This is a genomic window from Dyella sp. SYSU CM1112, from assembly GCF_058216415.1.
The window spans coordinates 68333-84538 of sequence record NZ_JBZEGI010000014.1; the positions used below are offsets into that span (position 1 = coordinate 68333).

At 52.9% G+C, this 16206-nt stretch carries 9 protein-coding genes, 1 tRNA gene and 1 pseudogene; all 11 read left to right on the forward strand.

Annotation, left to right across the window (positions count from 1 at the left end; translation table 11 throughout):
* Positions 1-18: 18 nt before the first annotated feature.
* The 11 genes and pseudogenes from uvrC (at position 19) to AC4HNJ_RS17690 (ending at position 16194) form a co-directional block, all read left to right on the forward strand.
* Positions 19-1845, forward strand: a complete 1827-nt coding sequence (gene uvrC, locus AC4HNJ_RS17640; protein WP_490480914.1) for an excinuclease ABC subunit UvrC — start codon at positions 19-21, stop codon at positions 1843-1845.
* Positions 1846-2068: 223 nt separating this feature from the next.
* Positions 2069-2680: a CDP-diacylglycerol--glycerol-3-phosphate 3-phosphatidyltransferase gene (gene pgsA / locus AC4HNJ_RS17645; protein ID WP_490480915.1), complete on the forward strand. Its 612-nt coding sequence runs from the start codon at positions 2069-2071 to the stop codon at positions 2678-2680.
* A 37-nt stretch (positions 2681-2717) separates the two neighbouring features.
* A tRNA-Gly gene (locus AC4HNJ_RS17650) sits at positions 2718-2793 on the forward strand.
* A 944-nt stretch (positions 2794-3737) separates the two neighbouring features.
* Positions 3738-4649, forward strand: a complete 912-nt coding sequence (locus tag AC4HNJ_RS17655) for an RHS repeat-associated core domain-containing protein (RefSeq protein ID WP_490480916.1) — start codon at positions 3738-3740, stop codon at positions 4647-4649.
* Positions 4650-4882: 233 nt separating this feature from the next.
* Positions 4883-5077 (forward strand): annotated as a pseudogene (locus AC4HNJ_RS17660) (RHS repeat-associated core domain-containing protein); the annotation flags it as partial.
* 163 nt (positions 5078-5240) lie between these two features.
* On the forward strand, positions 5241-5795 hold the full coding sequence (locus AC4HNJ_RS17665; RefSeq protein WP_490480950.1) for a hypothetical protein: 555 nt from the start codon (positions 5241-5243) through the stop codon (positions 5793-5795).
* Positions 5796-5927: 132 nt separating this feature from the next.
* Positions 5928-6911 carry an RHS repeat-associated core domain-containing protein gene (locus AC4HNJ_RS17670; RefSeq protein WP_490480917.1) on the forward strand — a complete coding sequence of 328 codons (984 nt, stop codon included), beginning with the start codon at positions 5928-5930 and terminating at the stop codon, positions 6909-6911.
* A gap of 357 nt (positions 6912-7268) precedes the next feature.
* A complete protein-coding gene (locus tag AC4HNJ_RS17675) occupies positions 7269-7526 on the forward strand; it encodes a hypothetical protein (protein ID WP_490480918.1) in 258 nt (85 codons plus the stop codon).
* Between the two features lie 94 nt (positions 7527-7620).
* The gene (locus tag AC4HNJ_RS17680) at positions 7621-8544 is read left to right on the forward strand and encodes an RHS repeat-associated core domain-containing protein (protein ID WP_490480919.1); all 924 of its coding nucleotides are present in this window, start codon (positions 7621-7623) and stop codon (positions 8542-8544) included.
* A gap of 470 nt (positions 8545-9014) precedes the next feature.
* The gene (locus AC4HNJ_RS17685; RefSeq protein ID WP_490480920.1) at positions 9015-11066 is read left to right on the forward strand and encodes a hypothetical protein; all 2052 of its coding nucleotides are present in this window, start codon (positions 9015-9017) and stop codon (positions 11064-11066) included.
* A gap of 643 nt (positions 11067-11709) precedes the next feature.
* Positions 11710-16194 carry an RHS repeat domain-containing protein gene (locus AC4HNJ_RS17690; protein ID WP_490480921.1) on the forward strand — a complete coding sequence of 1495 codons (4485 nt, stop codon included), beginning with the start codon at positions 11710-11712 and terminating at the stop codon, positions 16192-16194.
* Positions 16195-16206 lie beyond the last annotated feature (12 nt).

A 16206-nucleotide genomic window follows, 5' to 3' on the forward strand; every position in this document is an offset into this window, starting at 1 on the left:
CGGGCTAAAATTAGCCTTATGCAGCCCCCCCCCATCCAGGCCTTCGACGGCAAGGCCTTTGTCAGCACGCTCACCACGTCGCCCGGCGTCTATCGTTACTTCGATGAAGATGGCGACCTGCTGTATGTGGGTAAAGCCAGCAATCTGAAGAAGCGCGTTGGCAGCTACTTCCTGAAGCCGCGGATGGAGCCGCGCATCGCTGCCATGGTGTCGCAGATTGCGCGCTGCGAAATCACCGTCACGCGCACAGAAGGGGAGGCGTTGCTGCTCGAGTCGCAGCTGATCAAGGCCCTGAAGCCGCGCTATAACATTCTGTTGCGCGACGACAAAAGCTATCCCTACATCTATCTATCCGGCGGCGAGGACTATCCCCGGTTGGCTTTCCACCGTGGTGCGCGCAATCAGCCAGGACGGTATTTCGGGCCGTTTCCCAGCGCCTTCGCCGTGCGTGAAAGTCTCAATCTGATGCAAAAGCTGTTCAAGGTACGCCAGTGCGAGGACAGCTATTTCCGTAATCGCTCGCGTCCCTGCCTGCAGTATCAGATTGGCCGCTGCACCGCTCCGTGCGTCGCCCTGATCAGTGCTGAGGAATATCGCAGCGACGTGCGCCATGCCGAAATGTTTCTGGATGGTCGCAGCAGTGCGGTCATCGACGAACTGGCCGCATCGATGGAGCAGGCCAGTACCGCGCTCCAGTTCGAGCGTGCCGCGGCCTTGCGTGACCAGATCGCAGCCTTGCGCAAGCTGCATGCACAGAACCATGTGCAAGGCGCCACCGCCGACATGGATGTCATTGCCTGCCGCATCGAAGCAGGCATCGTATGTGTCAGCGTGTTGTTTTTCCGCAACGGCATCAGCCTCGGCACGCGTGATTATTTTCCGCGCCTACCGCTGGATGCCGAGCCAGCGGACGTCTTGGCCCAATTTGTCGCCCAGTACTATCTGGACCGCCCTGTGCCGCGGGAAATCATCCTCGGCGAAGCCATCCCCGACGAACAACTGCTCAGTGACATGCTGGCGCAGCAATGTGGGCACTCCGTCGAGATCAAGAGCCGGGTGCGTGGCGAGCGGGCTCAGTTTCTACAGATGGCCGAACGCAATGCACAGGCGTCGCTTACGTCGCGTATCGCCAGCCGCCAAACCCTGGGCACGCGCTTCGAGGATCTTCAACAGCTGCTCGGTTTGGACGAGCCTCCTCGCCGGATTGAATGTTTCGATATCAGCCACACACGCGGAGAAGCGACCGTCGCTTCCTGCGTGGTGTTTGGGCAGGAAGGCCCCGAGAAATCCCACTATCGCCGCTTCAATATCACCGGCATCACGCCCGGCGATGATTACGCCGCCATGCATCAAGCGCTTACCCGTCGTTTCCGCAAAGTGGCGGAAGGCGAGGGCGCACGTCCGGATGTGTTGCTGATCGACGGTGGCGCCGGGCAAGTGGCGCAGGCATTGGATGTACTGCGCGAACTCGGCATAACCGGCATCGAAGTGGTCGGTGTTGCCAAGGGGCCAGGGCGTCGCGCCGGCGAGGAAACCCTGGTGCTGGCCGGGTCGAACCGTGAAATTCATCCGGGGCCTACCTCGCCTGCGCTGCATTTGGTCGCAGCGGTGCGGGACGAATCCCATCGTTTCGCCATCAGTGGGCATCGCAAGCGTCGGGAGAAGGCGCGCGAGCGCAGCATTCTGGAAGAGGTGCAGGGTGTGGGCGCGCGCCGTCGCACGGCACTGCTCAAGGCTTTTGGAGGCTTGGCAGGCGTGGAGGCTGCCGGCATCGAGGAACTCATGCAAGTCAAAGGGATCGATCGCGGCCTCGCAGAACGTATCTATGACGCGTTGCATGCCTGATCACATTCACTCGTGCGACACTAGCCGCGGCCTGATTCGTTCTGTGCGGCCAGCACGTCTTCCGGGCGCTACCTTGGAACCCGTCCTGTTTGTCCGCATTTCCCGCAGCATCGGTTCGGCGGATATCCCATCTGCTTTGCCGGTGGCCCCGGGGGCTGCGAACAGAGGGCGTCGGCGCGCTTTATCGAGTCAACCCATGTGCTTTTGAAACCGGAAGGAGATCATGCGCATCAATTTGCCGACCTGGCTGACGCTGTTCCGCGTAGCGCTGCTGCCGGTGATGGTGCTGGTGTTCTATTTACCGTTCCGTGGACACAACATTACCTCGGCCGTAGTGTTTGCCTTGGCGGGCGCGACCGATTGGCTGGATGGCTACCTTGCCCGGCGCCTGGGCATGACCTCCAAGTTCGGAGCATTCCTTGATCCGGTAGCGGACAAGCTAATGGTGGCAGTCACGCTGTTCATGCTGGTGGCTTCGCATCGCGGGGACTGGTCCGGCATCGTCATGGCGATTACGTCGGCCATCATCGTCGGGCGTGAGATCAGCATTTCGGCCTTGCGCGAATGGATGGCGGAAATCGGCATGCGGGCCACGGTGAAGGTGGCTTTCCTCGGCAAGCTGAAAACGGCCATGCAGATGATCGCCCTGATTGTGCTGATTCTGCAGCATGAAAAAGATGCCGAGGCATTGCGCCTCTATCACATTGGCGAAGGCTTGTTGGTGCTGGCTGGCATACTCACAATCTGGTCCGGTCTTTATTACCTGCGCGCGGCCTGGCCTGCGCTGCATGAAGAGCATCCGGCACTCTCGCCGAAGCGCGATGGAAACGCTTGACGGTTTCGTTTCAGCCGCTAAAATGCGCGGCTCCGATGCGGGAATAGCTCAGTTGGTAGAGCACGACCTTGCCAAGGTCGGGGTCGCGAGTTCGAGTCTCGTTTCCCGCTCCAAATTTTGATCCGTGGGCGTCGTTGAGGCCGCAGATCCTTGAAAGAAGGGGCGAAAGCCCCTTTTTTCGTTCTGGCAACCTCCACCAGAATCCGCTTGCGGCCGTCTCGTTCTGGATTGTCCTGGAATAAGGCACTGGCCGCCCCAGAAAGGGCCTTCACAGAGCTTATGGACTGACGCCGCCGAGATGGTGATGGTCGTGGCAGTGCAACCGATCGTAGAGGGCTGCGTTGTAGTCGAAGACGCCGGCACAGGTCAACGCGGGTCTTGACAGGCTTGCAGACGTGAGGCCCTCAAGAACGATTCGGCGACCGCGTTATCCCAACCATTGCCACCTCGACTCATAACTGGGTTGCGGGCCAGTGGTGGGAGGATGACCGAGCCATGGCATGGGTAGTAGCCACCGCCCGTCACGTCCAGCATGCGGCATATCCTAGCGAGATGGAACACGGCGCCTCCGACCCTCATCTCTACTCCTGACCACACGAAGAAACGAGACTGCTTCAGGGCAGAGATTATGGATGGGGTGTGTCGCATGAAGCTATGAATCGGACGCCTTCTTCCAAAGGATTCATACCCTGCATCAAAAATACGGGTAGAAAAATGATCTTATGCTGAACTCGTATCTCGGCACGATTTTATCGTGTCGCGCATTAAAATAATTCATTGCATTAGGTGATGAGATGCAATGGCGCCATTCATCTCTTGCGTATTATTAAAGAAGTAGCTGTCCGCTTCAATTCAACAGTGTTTCGATCCGAAAAACTTTGGCATAAAAAAATGCGACTTGGCTATATTGTTTTTTTAATCCGCAGGGATTTGATCGATCCGACATCCTGCACTGTAATGTGTTCAACGCGCCAGGCTTATAGATAAATCTAAAATAGGTCTCATGAGAGCGTTGATATCTTTGCGCAATGCCGGAATCTCATAAGGACTACGCCAAATGAGCTATATCTTAGGTTTTACCGGGAATTATCAAGACCTCGTTGCATCTGGCTATCCGCTTGGTCATGGCTATCGGTGGCTTTTGACGGAAGTGATGCGCTTCAACAAGCAGGACAGCCGCAGCCCCTTTGGGCCGGGGGGTATCAACCCTTATGCGTATTGCGGAGCGGATCCCATCAATCGTAGCGATCCCTCCGGCCATATTGGGATCGATCTTGCGGAGATCGACGACGACGTTCAAGCAGCTGTCCGCGACCTTGTGGATCAAGTTGCTGCAAATGAAGAACGTCCCTTATCACAAGCGAGCGCAGTTTCTTCGCACGGGGAAGTCGAGCCTATTGCGATGGAAAGAGCAAGGCCGGCATCGAGCCCGACACAACAAGAGCCAGCCAATCTCCCCAGACCGGTGGCCAGGTACGCGCCCGGAACCGGCCCGAGTGTGCCCTTGTTGAGTTATGAGACTTTTTTTAGGCGTACGCAAAACGAGCTCGCAACGAGCTCCAGCCGCGCTGAAGTCGAACGCGCCTGGGGAGCCTTTGGCGGGCTTTCTGTGGCCAGGCCTGGCGATGGCAACTATGAAGGCATGCTGCGTCTATTTACCTTTGGCAGGGATCTGGATGACGTAACCGCCGCACGTTCGAGGAACAATGCCCCACTTCAGGGATCTCCGCAAATTACCGTCACGGATTTGCAGGGATTCCCGGGAGAGGCGGCTTTTGCGCGCGATTTTGATTTGGACCCAGCCATTTTTGATCAGATGCGGGCAAACAGCACCAGGTCTGTCGCAACGGCTTTGATGAACATCCCGGCCTATAGAAGAATGCTGGTAGAGAGGGGGACGTTGCGACCAGGCATTGAACAGCAAGACCAGGTCCATACCAGTCTTTTACGCTTTCTTTTTGGACCCTGACGGATGGCAAGAAGTGGACTCGTCAAACATGCTGATCGAGTGGAAGCGAGCGATAACGTAGCGGAAAGAGATGTTTTTGAACAAGTATCCCTCCATCGGCGCAGCCAGTGCTTTGACAGGACAAAAAAGCTGGTAATGAAAGCAACGTATAGGTCGTTGGCTATTCAAAAAACGACTGAGTCTGTTGCATCGATACAACAGCAGCCGGAACTCGAAGGGCGATGCAGAATGTCATGAGCTCTCACACACTGGGTTATAAAGGGGCGAGCTGCGACCGAGTCACACTCGATTACCCCCTGGGAAATGGATACCGGCGCTACCGACTTTCGCCCATGCGCTTTAATGCGCCAGATAGCTTCAGCCCTTTTGGATTTGGTGGTATCAATTCCTATGCTTACTGCAAGGCAGATCCCATCAATCGCACGGACCCTTCAGGGCATGCCCCCTGGGGGGCACTCGACGCACTCGATTTAGCCACGAATGACATTCGCCTTGCACCTTCGATGGGGCCGGCAGATCACCCCATTGAGGTTCGGCGTGCCTACTCTGCGCCGTCCAATATCGATTTATCTGGGCGGATTTCGATAATGGATGCTCGCAGGCCATGGAACGAAGAAGCTTATGTGCCCACTGCAAAAAAGATCCCGTTTAGACGATCAGCCTGGTCCCAGCCACCCACAATCGGGGCGGCAGAATGCATCAAGCGCATTACGTCAAATTGATTGGGATATCCACGCGCAAGCAAGTATCAATTTTCTGCACGGTCGCTTGAGTAACTTGGAAAGGCAGTTGGCAGAGTTGCGAAGTCCAATTGCGTTGGAAGCTGCGCCACATACGGCACATACGCTAACTTTGGCGCTGCATAACGCCAGCCAAGTGTTCAATACCCTTATCAGCGATAGCGATCAGCTTTCCACTGATCTCACGTTGCCCATCCAGCAGGCAACGGAGCCCTATGCTGACCCGGAGGCCAGGCTATGGCGAGATAGGTGGGGAACTGACCCTGCCGGCAACGCCATGCGGGTCTTGACAAACTTGGGTGCCTTGCATGATCGAAGGGTGCTTATCGAAGTCCATATCGCACACGCTGAAAATTTATTGTCATCATTAGGGCAGGATTTTTCCACGGCATGGTTTAAATTTTGAAGAGTGCAATGCCTACTGGCTTGCGCGTGTGATCCAACCGGAGATCATGGAGAGGTAATCCGTTCCATGACCATAAAAAAGCTATTCAAGTTGATAGCCACGGATTTTATCTATATTCGGATATTTGTAAAAATGAATGATTTTAATATTTGTTTTACCGGAGGCTATAGAGATTCGGTCACATTGGGATACATGCTCGGTAATGGATATCGTGTGTACCTTCCCTGGCTTTCACGTAATAACAAACGTGATGATCTGAGTCCATTTGGACCAGGAGGCATCAATCCTTACGCCTATTGCATGGGAGACCCCGTCAATCACACGGACCCCAGTGGCCACATGGTTAGTGACTTCCTGATCGATGACATAGGGATCGAGGCCAGCGCCGTAGGGGACACGGTGAAAGAGGTAGTGGATGCTGTTTCTGGCGATAAAGGTATCAGAGGTGCGTCGGCGCTCTATGACGCCAACAGGAAGTGGAATACATACGATTCCATTCCAAAAACTACAAAAACTCCAAAAAAAAGCAATAATGCTTATCTTGGCGTCAACTATGGTGGCAACCAGTATTCTGAAAAAATAGGTATTTCTTCGATTATACCGTCGGAGCCACAGGCTCCGACAGGATATGAATCGATCGATGAACTGTTCGCCAGCGCGGAATTCTATATCGATCAGGCAAACCAGTTGATGCAATCATGGCGCATGGGTGAAGCAAAATTCATCGCTTTTTTACCGTACGAAGATATTCCCGTGATGGATCCAAGATACAAGACAGGTAGATACGTTTATGGACTTCACGTCAATACGATGAGATATGTTCCAGTAAAATATCTAAATGGTGAGGCATTCGTTACCGATCCCGAGATGCACCAAAATATGCGTGATATTTATAAAGTATATGTATATGCAAACCATAGCTTGGGATCGGCAAGCGATTTCATGAAAGTTATCCGGAAGGTAAATAGAAATGGCTTTGATGCCAGTCTTTTTCCGAGTTTAGCGAGTTCGATGCGTGAGCGCTTGGAAGTTCTTCATGTGGCTTACAATGAAGCACTCAGCAATCTTGGTAAAGCGCCCGCGAGGCCACCGCGGCTATTGGTTTTGGAGCAGTAATAGATAGATGGCCGCATCTGAGGACGCAGTGACAGCGGATGGTAAATCTTAATGCGTACGGAGAATTTATGAGTGACAGTTCATTGCTTGGTTTAAAGGGGGGTATCTGGATCCGACGGCGGCCTGCTATCCGCTGGGGAATGGCTATCGATGGGATTTGACTGACGCTGATGCGTTTTAACGCTCGCGATAGCCACAGTCTTTTCGGTAAGGGTCCATGTCCTTGACGACAACAATCGTGTTATTCCCCTGTGGGTTGACACTCCAAATGCTCATGAAGAATCCTTAAATACGCACGTTAACGAACCATCGTCAGCCAACACCCGCGTGATGAATGGGTGATTGGTGCCTGATCCTATGAATTTTCAGCACAATCTGGAAATCCGAAGAATACTTAGACTTTTAGGTGCGGTAGAAGATTCAATAAATAATATAAGTAAAAGGTGGTCCGTGCAGGAACAGTCGCTGGACGATATCCACCACATGTTATTGAAATACGGTAATGCTGGAAGCCTTGGAGCGGATGTCTCTGGTAAATTATTTGGCGGTGGTTTATCTCTAGAGATATGGAATAAACGGCATAATATTTCTTTTCCACGTTGTTGTGCGCGATGAGAGTGAGAGAGTAACCACATAGGAACATGCTAATTTCTGTATCCTGCCATTCGCAGAGCTTTTCCTTGAAGGGCGACCCTATCAGGAGAGATATATGACTTTTGTTCAAGTATGTGGTTTTACCGGAGCATGTCGTGCTTCCTTCATTCCAGCTTATTTATTAGGCAATGGGTATCGCGGATATTTACTTGCTCTCATGCGTTTCAATGCGCCGGATAGCTTTAGTCCGTTCGGGATCGGCGGCCTGAACCCCTACGCTTACTGCGCAGCGGACCCTATCAATAAGGTCGATCCGTCAGGCCATGCTTTTGAAGCGCTCACATCTTTCTTTCGCGCGATGTTTCGATCCAGCGAAACAGCCGAGTTGCGTTCGGTCGCTGCTGATACCAGCGCCTCCGATACCGGTGCCCTGCTCAACGATTTCATGCATGTTCACGACCCAAAGCATGAGGTATCGGTGGTCGAGTTGATGGATGAGGGGCAGGGGCGTCTTGGCATCAGCAAAATGAGGTCCGTCGATAAAAAGATGTTGCGTACTTATCACAAGAAGGCCGTTTTCCCCACCGACCTGTTACCTGAGACTTTATTTCAGCAAGGCGGCATCCTGCCTCCTGGTCAGGACGGAGATCCCACGATCTATTTCCTGGATGGGATGATTTTCCGTCCCGAAGATTCAAGCTACGTGAAACTTTATGAGACCTCCGGCCTGGATGAGGCGGCCCAAAATCGAGCCATCGAGCCGGACAAGCGATTTGAGCTTTATCTCGATGCGGGACCTGATGCGCTGGCGCCGGAAAGAGCGGGAGGATACCTTTCCAATAATGCTATGCAAGGTGGCGCTGTCCTGCTTCACCCAGGGAAAATACCTCGTTATCGGTTCCTGTACTACGTCGACCGATACCAGGAAGGTGCGCTCACGATCAACGGCAATTATTTTGTCGCCGCAAACTATCAAAGTATTTCGCACGAGCAAGAGCGCTCGAATCTTTTGGAGACCGCCACCGCTATTCGTTTCTGATCTTCCATCGGCGCAAAAGGCGGTTGCGTGCGATGACGATCGAATTGCGTGCCTGGTTCCATGGCTGGCCCACTGTCGCCTCGAATCACACGGGTCTACCTCTTTATTGCATTGACCTGCTTTGGCGCATGGACGACTACACGCAGGGGCAATAATGGATCGACTTTACGGTTGTAATCACCCAGCGCGCCAGACAAGCAAGTGTGTGGTCAATGCTGAGTAGATGACGGAACCGTCATAATGTCGATGTGTTTCATCAAGAAAAAGTATTGTTAAGTGCCTAGGACGTCAGCATAGGCGCCATCGTCACTTGGATTTCCTTGTCAAGTTCAGCTCATCCAAAGGATTTTTACCTTGGATCAAAAGTCTGACCGGCCAAACGAACTTATGCTGAAACCCGATCGCCGTGATGCTCTGAGCATCACGGACCGTAGTGTTCTCCATCAGTATGCAATCAAAGGAGCAAGACCATGGCGAAGCGTCAGACCGGCACGGCAACGACCACCAGTTCCTTCGACCAGCCCTATTCGTTTACCGCCAATTCAACGGCGCAGTTTCAGGACATCTATCAAATAGATGGGTCGGAGATTTTCTTCGGGACCGGTGGCTATGTGATTGGGGCCTACTACATCTGTATCAATGAAAATGGCGTGACCGATATTCAAGCGAGCCTCCCGCCCACACTCGGTATCGCCGACGCAAACGGTAACTGGGCGCATGCCTGGGACGGTGTGACGAACACCGGCTTTTACCTCGACGGCAATGCCCAGCGGGTCACCAATGCGGGCATCTACGCCAACGGCAACCATTGTGTAGGCATGCGGATGTATTTTGATCCCATCAGTACGCATTTAAACAATGACATCATTGCCCCTACCCAGGCACCGGCGGCCACCCGCTTTCAAGCCTACATGGAGGCGCTGCTGGGCATCACTTCCCCGCCATGGGGATGGGAGAAGAAGGTACCGACCTTGGCGCTCAACGATGGCAGTCAGCTTCCGCAAGGATGGGCGAGCTCGGTAACGCCCACGGCCTACACCGAGGTTATTATCGTGCCTCCGTCGGAAGCCGTGCCACAAAGGGAGGAAGAGGGTGGTCCCGCCGAGAGCGTGCTCGGTGGGTGGCGCCCGTTGTTGTATCTCACCAGTACGGTGCCGGGCCAGATCACGATCGAGGGCCAGTTGACCCTGCCGGATAGTACGGTCGTGAAACTGGGTGACGTCGTATCGACGTATTCCGCCTCGCCGATCCAGGTGACGGGGTACCCATCCAATGCCTACGCAGCCGGAGCAAGCGGAGGACTGGCTATCAGTCCCACTCGTGCGCCGTCGTCGCAGAATCTGGACATGGATACTTATTGCCTTACCCACGCTGACTGCAATCCTTTATCACCTGAATTTTACTGGCGGCAAGATAACTACCAAATCTCCATTGACAATAAAATTTCTCCCATTAATGGCTATGGCGCAGTCAAGAAGATGGTGGACTGGAGCTTGGATGGGGCATCCATTGCGAAAGGTCAACCGTCCGATCCGCTCGATGCTTACTATTACACGAGCCAGTACAACTATTACAACACGGATGCCTATATTTACTGGAGCGGCACGCCTGACGTGACTATTCCTTTGTGGGACGATCTTGATGATAATCCTATTATACCGACAGGTCGCGACGACGGATCGATTGTCATTATCTTGATGACATTCATTAATCTTGTGCGTCCGTTTTGTCAAACGCCATCTGGAAGAAATGGATTGTTAGGCATTAAAGGGTATGTTCAATTTCATGACCAGTATGGCAATCCGGGTGAGTTCTATTTAAATTTCAAGTTCCCTGAAACGTATTATCCCAAGGGCTACGATCCCAATGAGCCTGTTCAAAAGGGATCGAGAAGCATTGTGCCCATTTATGATGGTTCTGGCCAGAATGTATTGAGCTATTTCTATGACATCATTATTCAAAATTATGCCGGTACGCCTAATTCATCCAGTCAGTATTACGCCTATTGGTATAGTATGGATGCTCAAAAATGGGGATGGGTTAATCCAAAGGATTGGAATAATCCTCCTAGTGGATACTATAATACAGTATTAATGGGTCCGGGAATGGGTAATCCATGGCGTTTTGGACCTAGCCTTCAAGGGGAGTCCGGGAGACTTATACCTAATGGAGCCCAGGGTCTATATGCTGCTCATTGGAATACCACTCCTTCGTCGGCGAGCGACTCTTCGTGGTGGGTGGGTATTTCTGAAGCGATGGGCGCTCCATACGGACAGGACTATTTGGCTCAAGCTGATGGAAATGCTTCAAAGTACGTCTATTTGAGGCCGATTTGGACATCAAATGGTTTTCGTTTATGGCACAAAGATAACAATAATATGAGCGAATACCTGTGGCCGGATCAAACACATAGTGATGGTGGAAATGCCATATATATGGAATATGCTGTTGGTGCGCCTCCAGGGCCAGGAGCGACATGGGCGTCTTTTAGATTTGTAAAGACGCCGAATGGCATATATTAGTTAATTTTTGACGGCTTATTTTTCTGGACACTCGTTAATTTAACGAGTGTCCAGTTCTCTTAAAGCGTTATGCCAGGATTGGTCATGGGTACCGGGATCGTCTATCTTATGCTGGGGCATAAGTGGGTTCGTTTGCTATGGAATTTTTTTGCGCGAAAAGTGATGATTCGCTGCAAACATCGATTGTTCATGACAGGTAAACGCTGATGTTGGCTCAACTTCTTCTTAAAACAGCTTATTGCGTTCCCGGCATCGCCGTACGCGTTATCGCTTTATAGAATTGACGAGCCATTCTGGCAATGCTGCTTGAGGATGTGCACTGGATGCAGTCTTTCAAAGAATTCGAGCGCTGCATCAAAAGTCAGGGTAAACAGAAAGACTTAAGGTAAAGGCTGGTTTACGTAGACGCCATGCATGGCTCCGAAATTTTACGCGTAAAAAGAAAGGAATTCGTGAAATGCATAATGCATGTTCCATTATTGGTCCGCGTATCTTCTACGTCAGAGGCGACACGGTTATATTTTGATGCGTAAAGACATTTACGTCATCATATTGGATGGATGATTATTATGGATTTTTGTTAAAAATATGCCAGTTACTCCAAGGTATTTTCGGATAGATCATCAATCTAGGAGTCAGTACGATGAGCAACGCCCCAACCTTCGTCAGTCAAGCAGGTAATTTCAGTAGCGCCGTATCGGGCCAGGTCGATCCGCGCACAGGCATGTATGGCGCCAATATCAGCCTGGGGAAAATTATCGGTAATCAGGGGGCGGGCCCAATTTGGCCTGTCTCACTGAACTACAGTCCCATGGCTTCTGCCCAGGGCGATCAATTCACTGACCTGGGCCTGGGTTCTGGCATTTCGCTCAACATAACCATGTATGACAGCACCAATAATATGCTCGTGCTTTCGACGGGGGAGCGCTATCTCGTCGATGAGGCTAACGCTACGACTGACACCGACGGCGGGTTGCTGATCCCCTTGGTGCAGTCTTCGTTGCGTACCATCCAATTCAAGCGCTACGACAACGGCAGTATCACGTGGCAATTATTTCCAAGCACCCTTAAGCAATATTACAAGGTGATCCATAAATCGGGTGAGATCGAGGTTCTGCAAGGAAAGAACATGGGAGGCAGTCTTAAGCTCCCACTCTTGATGATTAATCCGGCCGGACTGGCGCTGACATTCAACTGGCAATCGACCAATCTCGTCGGTGTCCTGGACGATACCGGCACGAAGCTATTGGCCACGTCATTCAATATGGCGACTTTTACGTTCTTTCCGAATACACCGGAAAGCTATGTGGCGAACCTCAACTATAAAACAGCGGGCCAGTTGTCCAGCGTGGATGTTAAAAAGAGCAATGATTTTAGCCAGGATGCCTGGCTGACCTGGACGTTGACTTACGGTAATTATCAGGGGAACGATGCCTGGCCGGGCTGGTTGACTGGTTTGACGTCCCCGGGTGGCGCGACTGAAAGTGTGCAGTACGCGCCCACGCATGCATTTCCTACGTCGGCCACGGTTTCTTCCACACCCATGCCAGCTGTGCAGTCGTACACCCGCAATCCTGGAGGCGGACAGCCTGCGATTACGACGACATATACCTACACGTCCCAGCAACAGCAGGGTGATATGGCTGGGCATAACTTTGTCGGCGGCGGCAATACCGGTATTTCAAACTGGGTAAATAATAGGGATAGTCTTTATGATTACAACCAGGCTTATGCGTATAGCTCCACGGAAACCTGCCGCTCGACGGAAGCCGGTGACAAGCGTACTCGGGTGATTACACGTGTCTACAATAAATTTCATTTGCTGACGACAGAAACGGTCACTCAATATAATTCTGACTCTTCGGTTAAAGACAACGGAAAGACGGTTGTGACGGCCACAAGCTATTACGCAGGCGATGCGCAGACTTTCGACCAGCAGCAGCATGCCTTCTTCCAGCTCCCGCTAAAGAAAACGGTGACTTGGGTGGATGGCGTTGATCCCGTCAATGATCCTCACTACACCGAAACAACCACATACGGCGAAAGCCTGACGAGCGGACCCTACGGTTGGGACGATTTCGGTAATCCGTTGCAGAAAACAGAGCCCGATGGCTTATTTACGCAATGGTCGTACTACGATGGCACCAAGAGCACTTCTCAATGCCCTGCAGACCCCAATGGCTTTACGCGCTTCGTGGCATGGAAGCGTACCGATCCCAGTGGCGTCACGGGAACCTTCATCGTGCCGGGTGCGCCCATTCAACAGACTAACTACACCTACGCGGCAGCAACGCCAGCCGCGATTACGTCAAAGTCTCCTTATGTGAATAGCCTGGTTCTAAAAAATTACGCATCGCATACAAGTGGTGGGACCTTATCTGGCAACGACTTAGTCAACGGCATGATGCTGTCGGATACCACGTATAGTTATGACACGGGAGGCGGCCTGAATGCCGGCCGCCTGACCAAGCAGGTGCTGACACATTATCCGAATGGAAAAACCTCCCAGTCGAGCGAGAGCTACCAAAGCACCGAGACGCTGACTTATACCACCGGGACATTTACCTACCCGGGATCGCAAGCCATCAATGTCCTGACCACCACGCACAAACTGGTGGCGAACGATCCGGACGTGCAGGCAGACGCGACAAACGGACATCCAGCGGGCTACTTGCAGGTACAAAACACGCATTCCGTGTCGATCTACAGTGGCCGCGTCCAACAGGATGTCGACACCCTGGGCAATGTCACGCAGTACGAATACGATATTTTGGGCCGGGTGACTGAGCGTACCCTCAATGCAACGAGCAGCGACGGCTATACCAACGTATTTAAATATACGTACGCAATCCAGGGAACATTGCTGGGAGATAAGAATACCTATCCTTTCCAGGTAACGAAAACGGATCCCAATAATAATGCGGTGTGTTATACCCTGGATGGCTTGCGCCGCATGATCCGCCGTGACGTCAATGCGGTGGATGTGACAAATGGAGCAGGCTCGTGGTGGAAGATGGAGGAGCGCGCTTACAATGACATGGGTCGTCTCGCCAGTCACAGTGTCTTTGACTATGACGTGGATACCAATGGCAATACGACCCAAACCTATACATTAGCTACCACCCTCATCACATACGATGATTGGGGGAACACCTATCAAGTGGCTTATAACGATGGTACGGCGGATATAACAGTTCACGATCCAGTGAATAAAACCGTCAGCAGTACCCGCAGCGGTGTTACGGTAAATGTGCAGGCCATCCCACCGGTCACGCCGACGTTAGGCACAGCCTGGAGCGTTACGACGTACGACTACAACGCTAGGGGGCGCGCTATCACCATCGAGCGCCGTTATAGCGCTGCGACACCGGGTACGGCGCAAGCCTACAGTTCACGCAGCCGGCAATACAACGGGTTGTCCTGGGCCATGTCGGACACGGACGAGCTTGGCCGCATGGTCACCTATCAATACGACCCGTGGGGGCGCGTGACTGATACCGCGTTGCCAGATAAGACAAGTATCGCGCCGGCCACGGTAGTGCATCGGGGCTATAGCCCGAAGTCACCCGCGGCGTGGGTCAATAGCATCCAGGTAACCGGATGGTTGACTGGGCAAGGGACGCCCTTCAAGGGAACCTGTATAGCCGGCGAGCGAAAGTTCAACAGCCTGGGCCGGGTTACGAGCAAGACGGTCGGTACGTATACGTGGACGTACCACTACCCCTACGACAGCAAGGTGTGCGACGGCTATTCGCAGCCCGATACGGCCAAGGCACCCGACGGCTATATACGCCAATACGACTACGTGTACGAGCTCGGCGAGGTAGTGCGTACGGCTTCGGTCCAGGACCATGTGCATCATTTTGATTATGAGCCGGTGACCGGCATCATCAAAACAGCCCAGGCCGATGCCACGGAAGAGGGTGTGACAAACACCAGCCTGCTTACATACACCCCGTTTCCGTCCGGGCGTCTGCAAGCGGAAAAGATCGATTATCCGATTCCGTCCGCTCAGGCGGGGGATGTGAAGGCACCCTTGGAAAAATCGACGGCCTACGCGTACACGGTCGGCGGTGCGATGAGGACTTATGTGCACGTGGATGGAGCCACTAGCACGGTTTCGCGTGATGGCCAGGGACGCATCAAAAACGTCTCGGATAGCGCCGTGTCAGTCACCCCCCAATATGACGCGGCAGGACGCTTGACGGGCTGGTCGGCGACCGACAGCGGGCGTAATCGTACCCTTACCACGACGCTGCAGTTGGACGATTTTGGCCGGGAGATGAAGCGCATTATCACCGATGGCACGGACACCTGGACGATCACTCAAGACAAGACGATGTGGCAGAAGAACGATCTGGTCACGCAGCGTCACTTTCAGCAAAATTCGGACAGTCAACGATACGAGATCTATAGCTATGACGCCCGTAATCGGCTCACCGTTTGGGACGGCGAAAATGATTCCAAGAATCTACCTTGGTATTGCGACCGGTTTGGGAATGTCCTGACGAAGCAATCATTCACGTTCGATGCGCTGAACAACATTACAGCCGTTACAACAAAATTTAAAAAGATGGCATCGGGCAGCACCAACCTGTCCAATACGGCCACCTTCAAATTCGATTACTCGACGGATCCATGTCGTCTGCTCGGTGGAAGTAATACCAATACCGATGCCGGACCGGCGAACTTTACAGTGGAATACGACAACGCCGGTCGCATTACCAAGGATGGCCAGGGGACCACGTTGACGTACGATACGCTAGGCCGCGTGGCCACTGCCCAGAGCGATCTGACCGGTCTTAGCGGGACGTACGGTTACGACCCTTTAAGCCGTCAAGGTGTGACGACATCCTCTGATGCGGCCAATTCGCCGACCTATTTCTATTACCGGTCGAGTGAATTGGTGAATCTGATCCAGGGGGATAACAACAACGTGCGCCTGCAGCGTTCGCTCTCCGGCACACCGGTCGCTCAATACAACAGTAGTGGCGATCAAGCGGGTGCATGGCTGCTGGGCACCGATCGGCTCGGCTCGGTTATCAACGCCAGCAACGGCAACGCGAAGGAGCTGGAACAGCGTGCCTATTCCGCCTACGGCGAGGAACCCGTCAAAAAGGGTAGCTGAAGACGACGCGCC